General features: G+C 55.7%; 19 protein-coding genes and 1 tRNA gene. 6 read left to right on the top strand and 14 right to left on the bottom strand.

The window, feature by feature from the left end; all coding sequences use genetic code 11:
- Window positions 1-52: 52 nt before the first annotated feature.
- The 6 genes from ACN0VM_RS14585 to gluQRS all read right to left on the bottom strand — a co-directional run bounded on the left by ACN0VM_RS14585 (window position 53) and on the right by gluQRS (window position 4,582).
- Window positions 53-928 carry a 3-hydroxybutyryl-CoA dehydrogenase gene (locus tag ACN0VM_RS14585; protein ID WP_417451630.1) on the bottom strand — a complete coding sequence of 292 codons (876 nt, stop codon included), beginning with the start codon at window positions 926-928 and terminating at the stop codon, window positions 53-55.
- Window positions 929-1,036: 108 nt separating this feature from the next.
- Complete coding sequence (locus ACN0VM_RS14580) at window positions 1,037-1,963, bottom strand: electron transfer flavoprotein subunit alpha/FixB family protein (protein ID WP_417451629.1); 927 nt, start codon at window positions 1,961-1,963, stop codon at window positions 1,037-1,039.
- Complete coding sequence (locus ACN0VM_RS14575) at window positions 1,963-2,709, bottom strand: electron transfer flavoprotein subunit beta/FixA family protein (RefSeq protein ID WP_417451628.1); 747 nt, start codon at window positions 2,707-2,709, stop codon at window positions 1,963-1,965. Before ACN0VM_RS14575 ends, ACN0VM_RS14580 begins: the two co-directional genes overlap by 1 nt.
- Before the next feature lie 177 nt (window positions 2,710-2,886).
- On the bottom strand, window positions 2,887-3,453 hold the full coding sequence (locus ACN0VM_RS14570; RefSeq protein ID WP_417451627.1) for a cob(I)yrinic acid a,c-diamide adenosyltransferase: 567 nt from the start codon (window positions 3,451-3,453) through the stop codon (window positions 2,887-2,889).
- A 10-nt stretch (window positions 3,454-3,463) separates the two neighbouring features.
- The gene (locus ACN0VM_RS14565) at window positions 3,464-3,652 is read right to left on the bottom strand and encodes an HIG1 domain-containing protein (RefSeq protein ID WP_417451626.1); all 189 of its coding nucleotides are present in this window, start codon (window positions 3,650-3,652) and stop codon (window positions 3,464-3,466) included.
- A gap of 33 nt (window positions 3,653-3,685) precedes the next feature.
- Window positions 3,686-4,582, bottom strand: coding sequence for a tRNA glutamyl-Q(34) synthetase GluQRS (gene gluQRS, locus ACN0VM_RS14560; RefSeq protein WP_417451625.1), 897 nt, complete (start codon window positions 4,580-4,582; stop codon window positions 3,686-3,688).
- A gap of 68 nt (window positions 4,583-4,650) precedes the next feature.
- On the opposite strand from gluQRS, the gene ACN0VM_RS14555 reads away from it, so the two are divergent.
- Window positions 4,651-6,849, top strand: coding sequence for a TauD/TfdA family dioxygenase (locus tag ACN0VM_RS14555; RefSeq protein WP_417451624.1), 2,199 nt, complete (start codon window positions 4,651-4,653; stop codon window positions 6,847-6,849).
- Between the two features lie 163 nt (window positions 6,850-7,012).
- Window positions 7,013-7,585: an HNH endonuclease gene (locus tag ACN0VM_RS14550; RefSeq protein ID WP_417451623.1), complete on the top strand. Its 573-nt coding sequence runs from the start codon at window positions 7,013-7,015 to the stop codon at window positions 7,583-7,585.
- 223 nt (window positions 7,586-7,808) lie between these two features.
- Here ACN0VM_RS14550 and ACN0VM_RS14545 read toward each other — a convergent pair whose 3' ends face one another.
- From ACN0VM_RS14545 to ACN0VM_RS14530, 4 genes are read right to left on the bottom strand one after another with little or no spacing between them, the layout of a single operon-like run.
- Complete coding sequence (locus ACN0VM_RS14545; RefSeq protein WP_417451622.1) at window positions 7,809-8,447, bottom strand: sulfotransferase family 2 domain-containing protein; 639 nt, start codon at window positions 8,445-8,447, stop codon at window positions 7,809-7,811.
- Window positions 8,447-9,046 carry a demethoxyubiquinone hydroxylase family protein gene (locus ACN0VM_RS14540; protein WP_417451621.1) on the bottom strand — a complete coding sequence of 200 codons (600 nt, stop codon included), beginning with the start codon at window positions 9,044-9,046 and terminating at the stop codon, window positions 8,447-8,449. The genes ACN0VM_RS14545 and ACN0VM_RS14540 overlap by 1 nt, the downstream gene beginning before the upstream one ends.
- Entirely contained in the window at window positions 9,046-9,531 is a 486-nt protein-coding gene (locus ACN0VM_RS14535) for a disulfide bond formation protein B (protein ID WP_417451620.1), read from the bottom strand. The genes ACN0VM_RS14540 and ACN0VM_RS14535 overlap by 1 nt, the downstream gene beginning before the upstream one ends.
- Window positions 9,532-9,542: 11 nt before the next feature.
- Window positions 9,543-10,121, bottom strand: coding sequence for a YqaA family protein (locus ACN0VM_RS14530; protein ID WP_417451619.1), 579 nt, complete (start codon window positions 10,119-10,121; stop codon window positions 9,543-9,545).
- A gap of 152 nt (window positions 10,122-10,273) precedes the next feature.
- On the opposite strand from ACN0VM_RS14530, the gene ACN0VM_RS14525 reads away from it, so the two are divergent.
- Both ACN0VM_RS14525 and ACN0VM_RS14520 read left to right on the top strand, forming a co-directional pair.
- A tRNA-Leu gene (locus ACN0VM_RS14525) sits at window positions 10,274-10,358 on the top strand.
- 320 nt (window positions 10,359-10,678) lie between these two features.
- Window positions 10,679-11,473: a hypothetical protein gene (locus ACN0VM_RS14520; protein ID WP_417451618.1), complete on the top strand. Its 795-nt coding sequence runs from the start codon at window positions 10,679-10,681 to the stop codon at window positions 11,471-11,473.
- Between the two features lie 224 nt (window positions 11,474-11,697).
- Here ACN0VM_RS14520 and ACN0VM_RS14515 read toward each other — a convergent pair whose 3' ends face one another.
- On the bottom strand, window positions 11,698-12,327 hold the full coding sequence (locus tag ACN0VM_RS14515; protein WP_417451617.1) for a class I SAM-dependent methyltransferase: 630 nt from the start codon (window positions 12,325-12,327) through the stop codon (window positions 11,698-11,700).
- A gap of 203 nt (window positions 12,328-12,530) precedes the next feature.
- Between ACN0VM_RS14515 and ACN0VM_RS14510 the strand changes: the two genes are divergently transcribed.
- Window positions 12,531-14,525 (top strand): ATP-binding protein, encoded by a 1,995-nt coding sequence (locus ACN0VM_RS14510; protein ID WP_417451616.1) that lies wholly within the window; start codon window positions 12,531-12,533, stop codon window positions 14,523-14,525.
- Window positions 14,526-14,650: 125 nt separating this feature from the next.
- Window positions 14,651-15,907: a serine hydrolase domain-containing protein gene (locus ACN0VM_RS14505; protein ID WP_417451615.1), complete on the top strand. Its 1,257-nt coding sequence runs from the start codon at window positions 14,651-14,653 to the stop codon at window positions 15,905-15,907.
- Window positions 15,908-15,966: 59 nt separating this feature from the next.
- On the opposite strand, the gene ACN0VM_RS14500 is transcribed toward ACN0VM_RS14505, so the two are convergent.
- The 3 genes from ACN0VM_RS14500 to ACN0VM_RS14490 all read right to left on the bottom strand — a co-directional run bounded on the left by ACN0VM_RS14500 (window position 15,967) and on the right by ACN0VM_RS14490 (window position 17,661).
- Entirely contained in the window at window positions 15,967-16,368 is a 402-nt protein-coding gene (locus tag ACN0VM_RS14500; protein ID WP_417451614.1) for an ExbD/TolR family protein, read from the bottom strand.
- A gap of 12 nt (window positions 16,369-16,380) precedes the next feature.
- Entirely contained in the window at window positions 16,381-17,004 is a 624-nt protein-coding gene (locus tag ACN0VM_RS14495) for a TonB family protein (RefSeq protein WP_417451613.1), read from the bottom strand.
- Between the two features lie 72 nt (window positions 17,005-17,076).
- Window positions 17,077-17,661 (bottom strand): NAD(P)H-dependent oxidoreductase, encoded by a 585-nt coding sequence (locus ACN0VM_RS14490; RefSeq protein WP_417451612.1) that lies wholly within the window; start codon window positions 17,659-17,661, stop codon window positions 17,077-17,079.
- Between the last annotated feature and the right edge of the window lie 49 nt (window positions 17,662-17,710).

Here is a 17,710-nt window from a genome sequence, read left to right as displayed (position 1 = left end):
CCGCTTCGTTTGAGAGCGGCTTTTTTTGTTTGGGTCAGCAGGAGAGAGGTGCTTACCGGGTTGGTACGGGCTCACCCCCGGTGCGGTAATCATAGAAACCACGACCGGTCTTGCGGCCAAGCCAGCCTGCTTCGACATATTTCACCAAAAGCGGGCAGGGGCGGTATTTGCTGTCGGCCAGGCCGTCATACAGCACCTGCATGATCGAGAGGCAGGTATCAAGGCCGATAAAGTCCGCAAGCGTCAGCGGCCCCATCGGGTGGTTGGCCCCCAGCATCATCGCGCTATCGATCGCCTCGACGCTGCCCACACCTTCATAAAGTGTGTAGATGGCTTCGTTGATCATCGGCATCAGGATGCGGTTGACGATAAAGGCCGGGAAATCCTCGGAGATCACCGTGGTTTTGTTCAGCTTGCCAGTGAACACCTTGAAGCGTTCAAACGTATCCTCGGACGTGGCAATGCCGGGGATAAGCTCCACCAGTTGCATCACCGGCACCGGGTTCATGAAGTGCACACCCATGAACTTTTCTGGCCGGTCTGTGGTCGAGGCAAGGCGCGTAATGGCGATAGAGGATGTGTTGGAGGCGACAAGTGCACTTTTTTTAAGGTGCGGGCAAAGGTCTTTAAAGATCGCGGTTTTGATTTTCTCATTCTCAACGGCGGCTTCGATGACGAGGTCACAGTCGGAATGCGCGGCGAGGCTGTCGGCAACCTTGATGCGTGCCATGGCTGCGTCCATCTCCGCAGCCGTAATCTTGCCTTTGCCGACCTGACGCGACAGGTTGCCCCTGATGACCTCAAGGCCTGCTTCGACCTTTTCCATGCTGATATCTGTCAGCATGACATTCATGCCCGCAAGTGCGCTGACATGTGCGATGCCATTACCCATTTGGCCAGCGCCAATAACCCCTACCTTCTCAACCATTTTGTTATTCTTTCACGCTTTGTTTTCAGAGCTTTATATGGCCCATTATTATCACGTTTAAAAAAAGGGCGCTACAGGAGCGCCCTTAATTTCTGATTGTGCTTAGGCTTAGAGGGCCTTCTCCAGCGCGGGCACGGCCTCAAAGAGATCGGCCACAAGGCCATAGTCTGCCACTTGGAAGATCGGGGCTTCCTCATCCTTGTTGATGGCGACGATGATCTTGCTGTCTTTCATGCCAGCCAGGTGCTGGATAGCACCCGAAATACCGACAGCGATATAGAGCTCAGGCGCCACGATCTTGCCGGTTTGGCCAACCTGATAGTCGTTCGGCACAAAGCCCGCATCCACCGCCGCGCGCGACGCGCCTACAGCAGCACCCAGCTTGTCGGCAACCGCTTCAATGATCTTGAAGTTTTCACCCGACCCCATGCCGCGACCACCAGATATGATGATTTTGGCGGATGTCAGCTCAGGGCGATCGGATTTCGACAGCTCGGCGCCGACAAATTCGGATACGCCTGCTTTGCCAGCCGCCGCGATATCCTCTGTCGTTGCCGACCCACCTTCAGCAGCAGCCTTCTCGAAGGCTGTGGCGCGTACGGTGATCACTTTTTTGGCGTCGGACGATTGCACAGTTGCAATGGCGTTACCGGCATAGATCGGACGCTTGAAGGTGTCGGTGCTGACCACTTCGATAATGTCTGAGATCTGGGCGACATCAAGGCTTGCCGCGACACGCGGCAGGAAGTTTTTCCCGGTTGTCGTGGCTGGCGCAAGGATCGCGTCATAGTCACCTGCGACAGACAGTACAATTGCGGCCAGTTCTTCGGCCAGCGGGTGAGCATAGGCAGCATCGTCAGCCACAAGCACCTTCGTCACACCGTCGATCTTGGCGGCAGCTTCGGCCGCCCCACCACAGCCCGAACCGGCAACAAGCGCATGCACATCACCAAAAGCTTTGGCTGCGGTGACAGTGGCCAGGGTGGCGTCTTTCACGGACGCATTATCATGTTCAACAAATACGAGAGCGGTCATCAGATTACCCCCTTCTCTTTAAGCTTGCCTACAAGTTCCTCAACGCTTTCAACCTTGATGCCGGCTTCGCGTTTTGGTGGCTCTTCAACTTTGAGAGTGGACAGGCGTGGCGCCATGTCGACACCAAAATCTTCCGGCTTCTTCTCGTCGATCGGTTTGCGTTTTGCCTTCATGATATTCGGCAGCGACGCATAGCGTGGCTCATTAAGACGCAGGTCGGTGGTGATGATGGCCGGAAGCGTCAGCTTCACGGTTTCAAGGCCACCGTCAACCTCACGGGTTACATTGACGCTATCGTCGCCAAGCGCAACTTCACTGGCGAACGTGCCCTGCGCCCAGCCCAGAAGCTGTGCCAGCATCTGGCCGGTCTGGTTGCAGTCGTCATCGATGGCCTGTTTGCCGAGAAGCACGATGCCGGGGTTCTCATCGGCAATGATGCCCTTGAGGATTTTGGCAACGGCGATAGGCTCGGCCACACCGTCATGCTCCACCAGAATGCCGCGGTCGGCACCCATGGCAAGGCCGGTGCGCAGCGTTTCCTGAGCAGCCTTGGGGCCGATGGAGACAACAATAATCTCCTCTGCCTTGCCGGCTTCTTTCAACCGGATTGCTTCTTCAACAGCAATCTCGTCGAAAGGGTTCATGGACATCTTCACATTGGCGAGTTCAACGCCTGAATTGTCCGACTTGACGCGAACCTTCACGTTATAATCGACTACCCGTTTGACGGGGACCATGATCTTCATGGGGGTCTCTCTCCCATTATTGTGCAGGGCAACAAAGCCCGGGGAACCTCAGTTGACAAAGCCGGGGAAAAATGGCCCCAGTCCTTGGAAAATTTAGGGGTACACAGCGTTAAACCATAGAAAAACCCGAGTCAATGCAGTGCAGCAAAAACCGGTTTTCCGTAACGGTAATTCCCGTCACCGGTTGGCGCCGGGCACCCACAAAACGTCACCTGAACCTTTTTTGTTCACGTGTCTTGAAAGGACAAATAGGTGGTCGGACAGCCGATTCAAATATTTTATCGCTTCCGGGTTGATGGGCATCTCCCGGCTGGCGGTGATCGCCGCACGTTCGGCACGCCTAACCACGGTGCGGGCCACATGCAGGTGCGCGCCCGGAGGTGTGCCGCCGGGCAGGGTAAAGTTTGTCAGCGGTGACAGGTCGGCGTTCATGGCGTCAATTTCTTCCTCAAGCCGGGTGACCTGTTCTGCGGTAATGCGCAGGGTCATCTCGGAAGGGGTGAAATCGTCGCCGGGGGTCGAAAGGTCGGCGCCAAGGTCGAACATGTCATGCTGGATGCGGGCCAGCATTTTGTCGGGCACGCCTTCGCAGTGCAGGCGGGCTACGCCGATGAAAGCATTGGCCTCATCCACGGTGCCGTATGCCGCCACACGCAGGTCATCCTTCGGTACACGCTTACCACCGGTCAGGGAAGTTTCGCCCTTGTCGCCGCCGCGGGTGTATATCTTGCTCAGTTTTGGCACACATTCACCCCTAGCTTGCCACAGCCCACAGCACAAAACAGACAACCGCCAGTGCCTGACACACCACACGAGCCTGCATCAGCTTGTTGCCGTATTTTTTATTGAACTCGCCGCCTTTGCTCATGGTGCCGATGCCGACGAAAAAAACCGCCAGCGTGATCAGCATGAACAGCAAGCCTAAAAAGAATAGAAAATTCATGAAGGGACCTTAACCTTATTGATATTTGCCCCACTATAAACCTGCTGGGTTGCGCGGCAAGTGCTGTATGGCCGCTTGCGACAAAAGGTGGCGTTTCAGCGCTTGAGGGTCGGTGCCACCCGCGCGCAGGATTTCAAGCGTGACAGACCTGTTGCGTTTGGCGAAGCGCTGGCCGTTTTCATCCAGCAACAGGCCGTGGTGGTGGTAGGCTGGCTTTGGTAGGCCCAGAAGGCGCTGCAAGACAACATGAATGTGGGTCGCGTGCCATAGGTCTTCGCCGCGAATGATGTGGGTGACGCCCTGCAAGGCGTCGTCTACCACCACACTCAGGTGATAGCTTGTTGGTGTGTCCTTGCGCGCCAGCACCACATCGCCCAGCTCTTCGGGTGTGGCTTGAACGGTGCCCCTGATTTCATCCTGCCACGCAAGTGGCGCGCCGATATGCGCCAGTGCAGCGGCAAGGTCCAGCCGCCAGGCATGCGGTGTGCCTTCCGCGATTTTTCGCCCACGTTCCGCTGTGTTCAGGCCTCTGCAAATGCCGGGATAGATTGGCCCATCCGGACCATGCGGCGCACTGGCCGATTTGGCGATTTCCGCTTCAATATCCTTGCGGGTACAGAAGCAGGGATAGGCAAGGCCCTCGGTCCTGAGTGTCTCCAGCGCGGCCTGATAGTCGGCAAAATGCTCGCTTTGGCGCCTGACCGGTGTCTCCCATTCCAAGCCCAGCCAGGCAAGATCCTCAAAAATGCCTGCCACAAATTCGTCCCGGCACCGTGTGGTATCAATGTCCTCAATCCGTAGCAGGAAACGACCACCCTCTGATCGGGCGCGCGCGTTAGCAAGCAATGCCGAAAAGGCGTGTCCCTTATGCAGCCGTCCGGTAGGGCTGGGCGCAAAGCGCGTGACAAATGCGTCAGTCTTGGTAAGCATGGGGGCAGCATAAAAAAGCCCGTGCGCAAAAGATAGTGGAATGATGCGGGCAAGAGGTTGCGTGAGACATGTTCGAGACGATTAATCTTGGCGAGATATTCCTGCGTGCGGCGGGGCCAACAGTCCGACAGAAGAAAAAGAGCGTGGCGCGCATCGCAGCGGCGCTGAACACTTATCCCTATTTTTCCAAGGTAAAGGGATTCCATCCTAGCGGTGACAAAACCGAGGTTGTTTCGCTTGCGGAATGGATGGGGGAAGTGCCGGCGACCACGGCCACCAAAAAGGTCTCGTTTACCACTGTCAACATCCGCCCGGATGCGCTTGGACGTGCGCAGGGCGTGACTGCCTACAGCCGGACACATCTGCCTCTCAGCCCGCACTCTGATTCTACCTATATGCCGCGTCCGCACGAATTGGTGGCGTTCCAGTGCGTGATCGCAGCGCGGGAGGGCGGCGAAAACACTATGGTGCCGGTGGATGATATCCTCAGCCATCTGAGTGAGGAGGACCGTGTCAGGCTTATGGAGCCTGTCTTTCCATTTGGGCGTTTCAGGGACGCCATACTCGGCCAAGTAAACGGGCAGGCAATCGTGCGCTATTACCGCGCGCAGATAGACCGTGCGGCCGCGGACGGTGCAGCAATGCACGCCGACGATATTGCCCTGCTTGACCGGTTCGATGCGCTGCTGGACCGTTTGGCGACCAAGCTCACTTTCTCTCTCTCGCCCGGCGAAGCGGTGTTCATGAATAATGCCCGCGTTTTGCATGGTCGCACCGGTTTTTCACCCGATAGCCGCCGCACGCTCTTTCGGGTGCGCCATCATGTCGACTTTGCCGCCCACACGCCTAAAACCGGGTTCTGGGCGCGCTTGTTGTCATCACCACCGGCGACAGCCGCTGCGGAATGGGACAATGATGATGCGTCAGGCCTTGAAGACGAGTTTGCCACAACCAAAGCCCCTATCCTGCCGGACCCGGCAGAGGAATTGCTGGCAAAACTGAAGGCTCACCCGCATGACGGGGCGTTGCTACAGGCGGCAAGCGACGTATTCCTGTCCACGGGGCGCTTTGACGATGCGCTTGCGGCGAATACCCGCCTGCTGGCAAGCGAGTCGGGTGACTATAAAACTCATATTGCGCAGGCGGGGCTATACGAACACAAGGGGGATGAAGAACGCGCGCAGGCCCATCAGCGCCTTGCCGCCAAAGCAAAGCCTTTTTTGGTCAGGGAAACCCACGATCCCCTGAAGCCAACCATATTGCGCAGCCGGGGCCTTATGGGGCCGGCCTTTACCCTGAACGTGAAGGGCGGCTTTTATAAGCCGGTGCTTGAGGGTGGGCATTTCTCCGCCCGGCATCTGTTGCTGAAGAAACGCTATAATATGGTGCTGCAGAATGTGTTTGATGAGGCTCCTTCGCCAGAGGCACATGTGCCATCGCCTGATCTGCTCCTGAATACCATGGCCTGTGCTGACCGTGTGCCGGGTTCCTTGCGGGCGTTAGAGCACTTCGTCAGCGCGCACCCGGAGTTGCCGCTCGTTAACCATCCGTCCCGTATACTGGCCACCACTCGGGACAATAACGCCCGTCGCCTTGGTGCCATTGAAGGTGTTGTCTGTGCAAAAACCGTGCGGCTTATGTGGCAGGGTGATATGGCCGCGGTTGTGACCGCCATGGAGAGTTCGGCGCTGGGCTTTCCGATCATCGCGCGCCCAACCGGCACCCATACCGGTGTGGGCGTGGTGATGCTGCACGGTGACGGCGACCTTCACCGCTTCATGCTGGGCGCGCGGCAGGAGCGGGAATACTACCTTATTGAGTACCGTGACCTGGCTGATGCGCACGGGCTTTACCGCAAGGCCCGCACCTTTTGTATCGACGGGGGTTTCTTGCCGGTGGCGTCACTGACGCACAATAGATGGAACGTACATTCCGGCGACCGCTATACGGTCATGGACAAAAGCCCGGCCATGCAGGCACGGGAGCAGGATTATCTGTGTGATATGCCCGGCACACTGGGGGCGGCGAATATGGCGCGGCTTGAAAAGGTCAGGGACATCATCGGGCTTGATTTTTTTGGTGTGGACTTCACCGTGCTGCCCACGGGCGAACTGTTCATTTTTGAATGCAACGCCGCCATGCGCCACAACTATGATCACGCCAACAGCTTCCCCTATACCCGTGTACATCTGGACGCGGTTTCATCTGCCTTCGAGACCATGGTACAAAAGCGCATCGGCGCCGGACGGGACAGGGGCGGAAATTAGCCTGAATCTAAGGTTCACACATATGATTCGGCACAAGATAGTGCTTTGTCATCACGTCGTAACACTGTATCTTGATTCTCGGACATGTCGGAGTTGAAGCCCTATTGGGCGGGACCGGCGGTTGGCGTCGGGACCCGGGACGATACGTCAGGGGGACAGAGCTATGGGTGTCAATTTTGCACCCCTTCTACCATCGCCGGAGAGCTGCCCGGCGCTTGTGCTGAACGCCGATTACCGGCCGCTCAGCTACTACCCACTCAGCCTGTGGAACTGGCAAACGGCGCTCAAGGCCGTTTTCCTCGATCGGGTCAGCATCCTGTCGGAATATGACCGTCAGGTGCATTCACCGTCTACGGCAATGAACTTGCCAAGCGTGATTGCGCTTAAGAAATTTGTGCGCCAGCCGCGCTATCCGGCGTTCACGCGCTTTAACCTTTTCCTGCGTGACGAATTCCAGTGTCAGTATTGTGGTGCCACCCATGACCTGACGTTTGACCATGTCATACCAAGGGCCTATGGCGGGCGCACCAGCTGGACCAATATCACTGCGGCCTGTGCCCCGTGCAATTTGCGCAAGGGAGGGCGCACGCCCGAGGAAGCCCGGATGATCCCCATGCGGTGGCCGCATAGGCCCACCAATCAGGAACTTCATGCCCGAGGTCGTCAATTCCCGCCAAACTATCTCCATGAAAGTTGGCGGGATTTTCTTTACTGGGATGCCGAGCTGGAGCAGTAGCCCGGGCTTGATCCGCCGCTGGGCCCACCGCCCAGACCGCCACCTTGTGACGGCCCATTTGGCAACGACAATGAACCAGAAGGCGTGCCACCAGGCGGTCCGCCCAAATACCAAGGCCCCTGATATCTTGAGGAGCAATCATGGAACGTCATGACCTCAGCAATCTGGGCACTTTTGAAGATAGCGGCCCTGTGAGTGGTAAAGGATACCCGCTGTAGCTGATCTAGCCCAGCGCCGGGGCGTTCAAACGTGCCAGAAAGGCGTAGTCGTGCTGGTAATAGCTGCGCAGCATTTCCCGCTCTGCTGTGCCAAGCGCTTCGCTGGAAATGGCTGGCCCTTTCGTTTGGGTGACGGGCAAGCGCACGGTGTGTCCGGCACGTTCGCTCAGCAGTGTTTCAAGCGCGCCGATGTTGTCGAGGTGGAAAATATGGTCGTAAGCCTCCGGGTTAGCACCCAGAAAGGTGACCATCGGCAGGGTGTGGTGTTCAAGCGAGGGCACCAGCGCCTGATAATCGGCAAGATCATGCACAAATTCATTCAGCGTGGGGAAGGGCTTGAGTGTTAGCGGCAGGCCTTGTTTGCGCAGTTTCCAGTGTGCCGCTTCCTCGTGGCCATGGACGCGGTTGCGGTAGGCGGATACAAAACGCTCGATAGGGTCACGCACCAGTGCGATGCGCAGTTCGTCGGGCTGCCGTTCCGGCTGGGGCAGGTCAAAAACAAGTGTGGCATAAACCTTGTGAATGCCGCCGCCACCATGGTTTGTGCCGTGCTCCAGCGTGTACAGCACCTGTTTGACAGAGGTGCACGCCACTTTCGGGACCGGATAGTAGCGGATATTCAACGCTTTGTTGTAGACGGACATCAGATGCGCTTCGATATCCAGATGGCGGCGCGGCACCCGGCCTTGATGACACCCGACAGCACCGGGTATCCGGTGGCGTCTTCCGCACCGTGGGCCTTGGCAATCTCCAGATGCTCCACCTCTTCAGCCTGAAATTTTTCGATGGTTTCTTCAAGCTCATGATCGCGTGCGCTCTCGCCCCGTTTGGCCAACGCGTCACGCTGTTCCTGATAGTGCCCGTCAATTACTTCTTCAACGGCGGCAGTACAGGCCATGGCGGCCTTCTCACCCAGAAAGGCTGTGCCAGCGCCCAGTGCAAAGCCCGCCACGTGCCAGAAGGGTGCCATGATGGTCGGGCGTACGCCGCGCTCGTTGATCAGCTTGTTGAAGCGCGCAAGGTGCACTTCTTCCTGCTCGTACATATGTTTGAAAAGCCCGGCACGGGGGTGGTTTTCGCCCAGCACGGCGCGCTGGCCCGCATAGATGCGCACGGCACCAAATTCGCCTGCGTGGTCAACGCGTACCATGCGGTCTGTCTCGGCCTTGTAGCCCCGGTCGCCCGGCAGGGGGCGGGCTGGTGCGGTTTTTTCGGTAACAGGTTTGTGCGTTGTCTCGGCCATTATTTTTTCCGGCTTTGGTCCACAAGGAACAGGGTCATGCCCAGTGCAATGAGGAAATTATAACCCGCCATTGAGATACCAAACAAGGACCATGCTATTTCGTCGCACTGTACCACGGGTGCATTCATAATGGCGTCAAGCGCGGCGTCCATATCGCCGGACATGTCCACATACGCCGAGCAGGAGGCAAGACCGTCCCACCATTTTTGTTCTACGCCGATATGAAAAGCGGCGATGCCGGCGTCTGTCGCAAACAATAGAGCAAGCAGCATGAGCACAAGCCAGGTGGGCAAGGCGCGCACCAGCTTGGCAACCACAGCCAGCGCAACCGCTGCCATATAGGGGTAACGCTGCCACCAGCATAACTCGCACGGCGGATACCCGGCATACTGAAAGGCAAAAGCCGCCGCCAGCAGGCTGGCCGCCACGAGCCCGGCAAACAGCACCGGGTCGCGCGCAGGCAGGGAAAACACGTTTTGGCTCATGGTTGTACCTCTTATAAGTATTTCAGCGCGGCGAAACCGGCTATACCCAGTGCCATGAAGGCTGTCAGCACAAGGCCTAGGCGCTTCTCAATAAACTCGCGGATGGGCGGGCCGAACTTCCACAACAGTGCAGCCACAAGGTAAAACCGCGCGCCCCGCGCCGGCACGCTGGTGAGGAAAAACACCAGCGGGTTCATGCCCACGACGCCACTGGCGATGGTCACCACCTTAAAGGGCAGCGGCGTGAAGCCTGCCACCAGCACAATCAGCACGCCGTAATCTTTATAATAGCCCTGAAACGCAGTAAATTTTTCGCCATAGCCGTAAAAATCAATGATCGGCTGGCCGATGGCCTCAAAAAGAAACGCACCAATGAGGTAACCGGCAATGCCGCCCAGCACGGAGGCGACAAGCGTGATGGTCGCCAGCCGAAAGGCCTTGAAGGGCTGCGCCAAAATCATCGGGATCATCATCAGGTCTATGGGGATCGGGAAAAAGCTGCTTTCCGCGAAGGATATGCCCGCCAGCCATTTTTCCGCGTGCGGACTCATGGCCTTTTCGATCGTCCAGTCATACAGCTTTTTCAGCATGCCCGCTCCTTGCCTGCAGCCCCCAGGGTGCCCCGCAAGATGGTTAGCAATCGGGGGGCATAAATACAATCACGCATTCTCACTTTTCCGCGCTTGACGCAGCAGTGAAGCCGTATATGATGCACGGCGCTCAAACAGAGCCCATCCCACAGGCCCCTGTGGCGGAACTGGTAGACGCGCCGGATTCAAAATCCGGTTCTTTCGGGAGTGTCGGTTCGAGTCCGACCGGGGGCACCATCAACCATAAGTTGTATTTACACCATTAAATTGAAACACATTATATTTCAATGGCTTGTCGACAATCCTGCCTCGTGATGGCCGTCGATTTTGGTTGATTTTTCGCTGTCAAAATTAACCAAATAGATCATTTTTTCCGCGAATTTCCCCTTATTGTACCTGAATTGTACCCGGAGATATGCCTGTATCGGTGGTTTGTGCGGCATTTTTGTAACTGGAAAACCCTACTTGGGGCGTTGTCTCTGGTCGCTTTATCTTGTCGTTCGTTACTACCGACTGTACCCTTCCTTTATCTTTCAGTTAGGGAGGGGAGACACAGCATGCAGGGGGTTCAGGCAATTATTGATCATCCAATTACACTACTGGTTATTGGTGCTCTAGTTGGTGCTTTTCTAAACTATGTTTTCCTTAAGTTTCAGAACAAAACGAGTGTTCTCGGTTTTACACGTTCCGTCGTTAGAGTGGCGGTATCGGCAGAGGATGCTCTTTTCGGTTCAATACGAGTAATGTTGGGGGAACAACAGGTACGGAACCTGTTTCTGTGTACCATTGAGGTCGAAAACATGTCTTCGACCGACCAAGAAAATGTGAAATTCAAGGTCTATACTGGGAATGACACCTGTTTATACAATGTGAGCGCTGTTGTGATGGACACACCGTATGCGATTCCGCTCACCGATGAATTTACCGAATTCCTTAAAATCCCGGAGGGGCAGCAGGTTTCTCAGGTGCAGCTAGATCGTGTCAGGCATGAACGAGATTATCAGGTGGTGGCACTGAACAGGGATCAGAAGCTGAAATTCACTTGTTTGTGCCAAAAATTAAATGACGACAACGATCCTTACGTGACAATAAGTACGCCTAACAAAGGCATTCGCTTGAAGGAGCAAAAACAGCCATTCGAGGTGCTGAATCCCATATTCGGTGTTCCCGTTGCACGGGCTAGAGTCAGGGCTGTGCTACTTGCGGTGCCAGTGATCTTTATCTGCGGTCTTTTAATAGACAACATATGGATTTCGCTATCGGTGGTACTATTATACGGGCTGCTGGCATTAGCGTGTGGATCTATCTTTTACAAAATAGAAAGGGCTATTCGAAGTTTTGTTGCTGGGTAGGTTCATCTGGTGCTTTCAAGCGGACTCGAATATTTTCGCTACCTTGCACTGCCATGTCGTTAGCGCTCTAATAATCCCCGAAAATATGGAAAATATCGCGAGAAATTAACTCGTTGATTTCAAAGAATTTTTCTATTTTTGTGATGTACCGTAACTGTACCAAAAAGGCCGTAAGTTATTGATCTATATAGAGTGTGCAGGTCCGACCGGGGGCACCATTCTTATTATACTTCAGGTTTTTTCAGCACCATGAACACGGCTTTCTGTGAGCATGGGCGCCAGTTGTGTTCGATGATAAAACCGGCGGTTTTGAACTCGTGTTCCAACTGCGCTGCGGTAAGAAAGGCGACGGTTGGCGGGGCGAAGCCCACACATCGCATCACAGGCAGGATATATTTAAGGTAGCCATAACCGTCCTGCAGGCATACGGTGCTGCTGACCAGAAGCCCGCCAGGTTTGAGCATGGCAAAGGCACGGCTGATAACCTGCTCATGGTTAGGCAACAAGTGTAAAATGGAAAGCGCCAGCACCATATCAAGGGTGCCCTCCGCCACCACCAACTCATCCACGGAGGTACATTCGAAGGTGATGTTCGCCACGCCTGCGGCTGCTGCTTTTTCCCGCGCGATCATGAGCATGTTTTCCGATATATCAGTGGCGCGAATGTGCTTCACATGCGGCGCGTGTATGATGGCGGTACTGCCGGTGCCGCAGCCGATCTCCAGCACCTGCATTTCGGGCGTAAAATAGGAGCGAGTTATGGCAAGCTTTTTTTCATAAGCCTCCTGGTCACCGATGGCTGCGCGAGCATAGCGCGCCGCCATGCGGTTCCAGAATGATGCTGTCTTGTTCATGGTGTTTCCCGTGATCTAGGTGTGCATATATATATGGCAAAAAATGAGGAAATATTCAGCGTAAAAATCGGTGGCCGCACGAGATTACCCCAGGTCCGTGATTTTGAACCAAGTTGCCTGATATCCCGTTTAAGCTTAACCGCTACTTAACCTTGGCTTGGGTATAACGGTATGTCTGTTGGTTATCAGCATGTTTGGTGTGAATGACGATAAAGTATAAAAAACGTATATTTTCTGTCTGTGCCGCCTTTTTAGTGGTCGGGCTGAGCCTGCTTTATTGGCTTCAGAAGGCGCAGGAGCAGGAGCATCTCGCGCGGTCTACCGACTCGCTCGCGCAGTACCGGGCTATTCTTGAGGAATCGCTGATTCGGGATCTGGCGCTAACCTCCAGTTTGAAATCCTATATCTCGGTTGAGCCTGATTTGACGCAAGAGCAGTTTGCCAATTTTTCCCGCGATTTGCTGACGCAGCATAACCATATCCGCAACATGGGAGCAGCGCGGGACTTTATCATCACACACATGTATCCGCTTGAGGGCAATGAAAAAGCCGTGGGGCTGGACTTCCGCAATCTGCCGGAGCAGATGCCGATGGTCCAGCGCGCTGTGGATGAGCGCACAACCGTTCTCGTCGGGCCAATTTCGCTAGTGCAGGGTGGCCGCGGTTTGATCGCCCGCCAGCCTATTTTTCGGACAGATACCGGCGGTTTATGGGGGTTGGTTTCGGTTGTTATTGATGTCAGCCGCCTGTTCCAAACTCTGGAAGGTCAGATCGACGGGGCGGAATTCGCCATTCGCGGACGTGACGGGCGAGGTGCCGAAGGCGGCATGATACTGGGTGATCCTGAGTTGTTTTCCTCATCAACGGCGGTCCGCGGCACTATTCACTTACCGGCGGGGTCCTGGCAGGTTGCCGCCAAAGCCGATTACCGCGTGGGCGAAAGAATTGTGCCGATTGCGGTGTTTGCAGGGTTTGCTGTGTTTTTTGTGCTGACCATCCAGCTTATCCGGCGCCAGGCTGCCTACGAACAGGAACTGCTTGATGCCAAGCAGGCTGCGGAAGCCGCGAATGAGGAGAAATCCAAATTCCTTGCTCATATGAGCCATGAAATTCGGACGCCGATGAACGGTGTGGTCGGGGTCATTCAGTTGCTTGACCAGACGCAAACCGAGGTCGAACGCAAGGAATTATTGGAGATTGCCCGTGCATCGGCCCAGAACCTGATGGCTGTCATCAGCGATATTCTTGATTTTTCAAAAATTGAAGCACAATTGCTGGAGTTGGAGCAGCGCCCCTTCTCTCTCGATAATCTGATGGAGTATGTGGGCAGCAATATTAAAAGCTCAGCAGAGAATAAGGGGCTTGTTTTTGAATTTGTCCGCGCGGAAGACGTGCCGGCATACTGGTTGGGCGACGAGGTCCGGATCGGCCAGATACTGCTCAATATTGCTTCCAACGCCGTGAAATTCACATCTGAAGGTGTTGTGCGTATTGAGGTCAGTTGTGAGGCTGGCGTTGAGACGACGCAATTACAATTTGAGGTCTCCGATCAGGGAATTGGCATGACACAGGCGGAAATATCACAGCTTTTTCAGCCATTTACGCAAGCCGATGCCTCCATCAGTCGCCGGTTCGGTGGCACAGGGCTTGGCCTTGTGATTGTCAAAAGTCTCGTTGACCTCATGGGGGGTAAAATCCAGGTCTTTAGTAAAAAAGGTGAAGGGACACTGTTTCGGGTTCAACTGCCGCTGGCCCCCGCTGACGCCCCTGAAACCGACACCAAACAGGCAAAGCCCAACGACAGTAACTTGCCTGACCTGACGGGCGTGACCGTGCTGCACGCCGAGGATATCGACATTAACAGCGTCATCTTTAACCGCATGATGGCGCCCACGCGTTGCCGCGTTGTCCGGGCAAATAACGGAATGGAAGCCGTCTCTAAATTTGCTGAGTTAAGGCCCGATCTGGTATTTATGGATATTCAGATGCCGATGATGGACGGCATCACTGCCACGCAGTTGATTAGGGAACAAGATCCGACTGTACCGATTTTTGCGTTGACAGCAAATGTAACGCAGGACGACGTGACCAAGTATTTGGCCTCAGGCTTCACGGGGGTATTGGCCAAACCCACGCGACTACCAGAATTGCGCAAACTGTTGGCAGAGCACGCGGCAGGGGTACACCCGGTCGCCTGACGTTTCCGCCCAAGCCTCCCCCCACGCCGCCGGTGTTTCGCCCATGGCCTCGAATGCATGACATCTTTTGCAGGTTGCTTTGACACTGCGGTGCGCTATCTTTCGCCTGAAGGGGAGACACCATCATGATCAGAAAGTTATCGATATTCCTTGTTCTGCTTTGCCTGCCTTGCGGCCTTCAAGCCGCAGACCTGCCGCGCGCGATACCCGCCGAGGTTGGCCTGTCGGCGGAGAAGCTGGCCCTGCTGAAAGACCATTTCCAGGCATATGTGGATGACGGACGCCTTGCCGGGCTGACTACGCTCATCGCAAAGGGCGGAAAAGTTGCTCACTTTGAAACCTACGGCAAGCGCAGGCTTGACGCGCCGGAGACCATGCCCGAAGACGCGATTTTCAGGATTTATTCCATGACGAAGCCGATCACCGGCGTTGCGCTGATGATGCTGTATGAAGAGGGGAAGTTTGAGCTTGATGACCCAGTCTCCGCCTATATTCCTGCTTTCGGTGGCCAGCGTGTCTTCAAGGGTGTAGGCGATGATGGTGCCATGATCACAGAGCCGGTGACCAGGGAAATGACCATTCGTGACCTGATGCGTCATACATCAGGGCTAAGTTACGGTGTGTTCACCGAGACGCCGGTGGACCTGAGTTACCGCAAGAATAAACTCGTCGGCTTTGATCAGCCACTTGCGGAATGGGCACCAAAGTTGGCGGCGGAGCCTCTGCTTTATCAGCCAGGTGCCGCATGGGTATACTCCCTCGCCGTGGATGTGCAGGGTTACCTTGTCGAGGTGCTTTCCGGCCAGTCGTTTGATGTCTTTCTCAAGGAGCGTATTTTTGATCCGCTTGGCATGGAGGACACCGGTTTTTATGTGCCCGCTGAAAAGCTTGACCGCTTTGTCGGGATTTATACGTTGGGCAAGGAAAGCGGCTTGCAAGCGACCGATGACCCGCTGATACAGGATTTCACTGTTGAGCCGCAGTTCAAGTCCGGCGGTGGCGGCCTGGTTTCTACGACGGCTGATTACTGGCGTTTTGCCCAGATGGTTGCCAATGGTGGTGCGCTGGGCGGTGTGCGTCTGCTCAAAAGCGAAACCATTGACCTGATGCGGACAGATCATCTGCCGGCTGCGGTGAAAGGTATAAACGGGAAGGACGTGACCGGTTTTGGGCTGGACTTCGCCGTGGTGAAAGACCCTGCCAAATTTGGCGGCACTGGCCATGCGGGCGAATTTTACTGGGGTGGCATGGCCAATACGGTGTTCTGGATCGACCCCACTGAGCAGATCGTTGCCATTTTCATGACCAATGTGCTGCCTTACGGCGTTTCCGATTTTCGCCAGGAAATGCGCAAGCTGGTCAACGATGCAGTGGTCGACTAGGGAATAGAAACGGGGTGGCAAATTGCGCCACCCCGTCCGCGGTCCACGTGTAACGCCCATTACTCGATCAGGACCGCAATTCGCTCATTTGGAAGGCCTGCTTTTGAGACCTGATCATGCAACCGCACCAGTAGGCCGGTGAAGCTACCGGGGTCTGCGGCAATAACCACCGATGCTTTTGGGCGGGTGGTGCTTTCCTCTTTGATGATGGCTTCCGTCATCCAGAAGTCCACCGGACGGCCATCATGCAGGACGGTATTGTCAGCGCTGATGCGAAAGGCGATAGGCGCATTGGGCGACTGAGGCCCCGTGGCTGGCTTCGGCACGTTGGGTGTAATGCCGCTTTCCTTGATGAAGCTTGCCGTGACAATGAAGAAGATCAGCATGATGAACACGATGTCCAACATGGGGGTCATGTCCGGTTTGGCGCTCAAACCGCTGCGGTATGATCTATGTCGCATGCTTCATCTCCTCTAGTTAGCTGTACCTGAAAGCGCAAACACAAAGCGGTAGCGTTCGGCCGAGGAGGCATAGGCCACGCCGTCCACAACCTTTGGCTTGTATTTGAACTTGGCGATGGCGCTCAGCGCCTCACGGTCGAACATGCCTTTGGGCTCCGCCTCTATCACATGTGCGCCCGCGACCGTGCCGTCCCTGGTGACGGTGAACTCCACGACCACAGATCCTTCAATACCACGCTCAAGCGCGCGGCGCGGATATTGTGGCTGCACACGCACGAGAGGGATACGTTCACCGTCAGCAAGACCTGCCAGCGGCCCCATGCCGCTGCCCGCAGGCACGACGGGTGGCTGTCGTGGTACGGTTGGGCCGATATGGGTCCCTTTGGTGGGCGAGATGGGTTTTATTTTGGTTCTCGGCGGCTCAATAACCTCCGGCGGCTTTGACACCCGGTTGATCTTGCGCACCGGCTCGGGCGGCGTTACCGGCAAAACGATATTGGGGTTGAAGACCGGGCGGCTGTCCGGGAAGTCCATCATGTCGCTGCCGACAAGGCCCTGCATCAAGAAAAAGAGGCCAAAGGTGCTCAAGGCTGCCCCGCCCACAATGGGGAACGTTCGCATGCTTACAGTGTTCATGTCACCCTCCTGAATGTTATGTTGTAACAATAGCATCAAGAGGATCAAAAATAAAGTTATAGTATAACAATTTTATCGTGCGGCGTGGCCGAACTTCTCCATCTTTTTTAGCCAGCGTGCCTTTCGTGCTGTGCTGCCGGCCTCGACCATGCCGTAGATCGTAGTGCGTATGGGGCCGATGCCGATGAAGGCGAGGATATTGCGCTTTAGCGCCTTGAGGCTATGAGCACGAAAGAACAGCCGGTATGCGAGGGCTGGCATGCCCATGGTGATCACGATGCGGGCCGAACAGCCGCGCTTGAGCTTGCGCCACGCCAGCGGGTTATTGCCTTTGCCAGTGAGGCCTGGCCGCAGGACCTGCTCAAAGAACCCCTTTAGTCGGGCTGGCATGCCGCCCAGCCACAGCGGATAGATGATCAACAGGTGATCGGCTTTCAGGATCGCGGCTTGCGCGGCACTGAGGCCGGGCGGTGTGTCTGTGGTCTCCCACTCGCTTTGGCTGCGCAGCAGCGGGAAATCAAACGTGGCGATGTCCAGCAGGGTAACGGTATGGCCCGCGGCCTCAGCACCCAGAACATAGTGCTCTGCGAGGGCGTGGCACAGGTGAGCCTCGCTGGTGTCAGGGTGACCCTGCAGGATAACGATTTGTTTGCCCATTATAGTGCTCCTTGCCAAAGCAGCAGCATAGGGCTTGTCGCAGATATTG

Origin of the sequence: Kordiimonas sp. (assembly GCF_048260245.1) — a bacterium.
In the GTDB taxonomy this organism is placed as follows: domain Bacteria; phylum Pseudomonadota; class Alphaproteobacteria; order Sphingomonadales; family Kordiimonadaceae; genus Kordiimonas.
The sequence above is the reverse complement of the archived record's forward strand: the minus strand, read 5'-3'. Positions and strand labels throughout refer to the sequence as shown.

Coding starts and splice junctions, on each gene's coding strand:
- ACN0VM_RS14580 (WP_417451629.1), bottom strand. CDS start 1,963: ATGACCGCTCTCGTATTTGTTGAACATGATAATGCGTCCGTGAAAGAC.
- ACN0VM_RS14540 (WP_417451621.1), bottom strand. CDS start 9,046: ATGGCCGAGACAACGCACAAACCTGTTACCGAAAAAACCGCACCAGCC.
- ACN0VM_RS14565 (WP_417451626.1), bottom strand. CDS start 3,652: ATGAATTTTCTATTCTTTTTAGGCTTGCTGTTCATGCTGATCACGCTG.
- ACN0VM_RS14500 (WP_417451614.1), bottom strand. CDS start 16,368: ATGCGACATAGATCATACCGCAGCGGTTTGAGCGCCAAACCGGACATG.
- gluQRS (WP_417451625.1), bottom strand. CDS start 4,582: ATGCTTACCAAGACTGACGCATTTGTCACGCGCTTTGCGCCCAGCCCT.
- ACN0VM_RS14585 (WP_417451630.1), bottom strand. CDS start 928: ATGGTTGAGAAGGTAGGGGTTATTGGCGCTGGCCAAATGGGTAATGGC.
- ACN0VM_RS14530 (WP_417451619.1), bottom strand. CDS start 10,121: ATGCTGAAAAAGCTGTATGACTGGACGATCGAAAAGGCCATGAGTCCG.
- ACN0VM_RS14495 (WP_417451613.1), bottom strand. CDS start 17,004: ATGAACACTGTAAGCATGCGAACGTTCCCCATTGTGGGCGGGGCAGCC.
- ACN0VM_RS14545 (WP_417451622.1), bottom strand. CDS start 8,447: ATGTCCGTCTACAACAAAGCGTTGAATATCCGCTACTATCCGGTCCCG.
- ACN0VM_RS14535 (WP_417451620.1), bottom strand. CDS start 9,531: ATGAGCCAAAACGTGTTTTCCCTGCCTGCGCGCGACCCGGTGCTGTTT.
- ACN0VM_RS14520 (WP_417451618.1), top strand. CDS start 10,679: ATGCAGGGGGTTCAGGCAATTATTGATCATCCAATTACACTACTGGTT.
- ACN0VM_RS14505 (WP_417451615.1), top strand. CDS start 14,651: ATGATCAGAAAGTTATCGATATTCCTTGTTCTGCTTTGCCTGCCTTGC.
- ACN0VM_RS14575 (WP_417451628.1), bottom strand. CDS start 2,709: ATGAAGATCATGGTCCCCGTCAAACGGGTAGTCGATTATAACGTGAAG.
- ACN0VM_RS14555 (WP_417451624.1), top strand. CDS start 4,651: ATGTTCGAGACGATTAATCTTGGCGAGATATTCCTGCGTGCGGCGGGG.
- ACN0VM_RS14550 (WP_417451623.1), top strand. CDS start 7,013: ATGGGTGTCAATTTTGCACCCCTTCTACCATCGCCGGAGAGCTGCCCG.
- ACN0VM_RS14510 (WP_417451616.1), top strand. CDS start 12,531: ATGACGATAAAGTATAAAAAACGTATATTTTCTGTCTGTGCCGCCTTT.
- ACN0VM_RS14515 (WP_417451617.1), bottom strand. CDS start 12,327: ATGAACAAGACAGCATCATTCTGGAACCGCATGGCGGCGCGCTATGCT.
- ACN0VM_RS14490 (WP_417451612.1), bottom strand. CDS start 17,661: ATGGGCAAACAAATCGTTATCCTGCAGGGTCACCCTGACACCAGCGAG.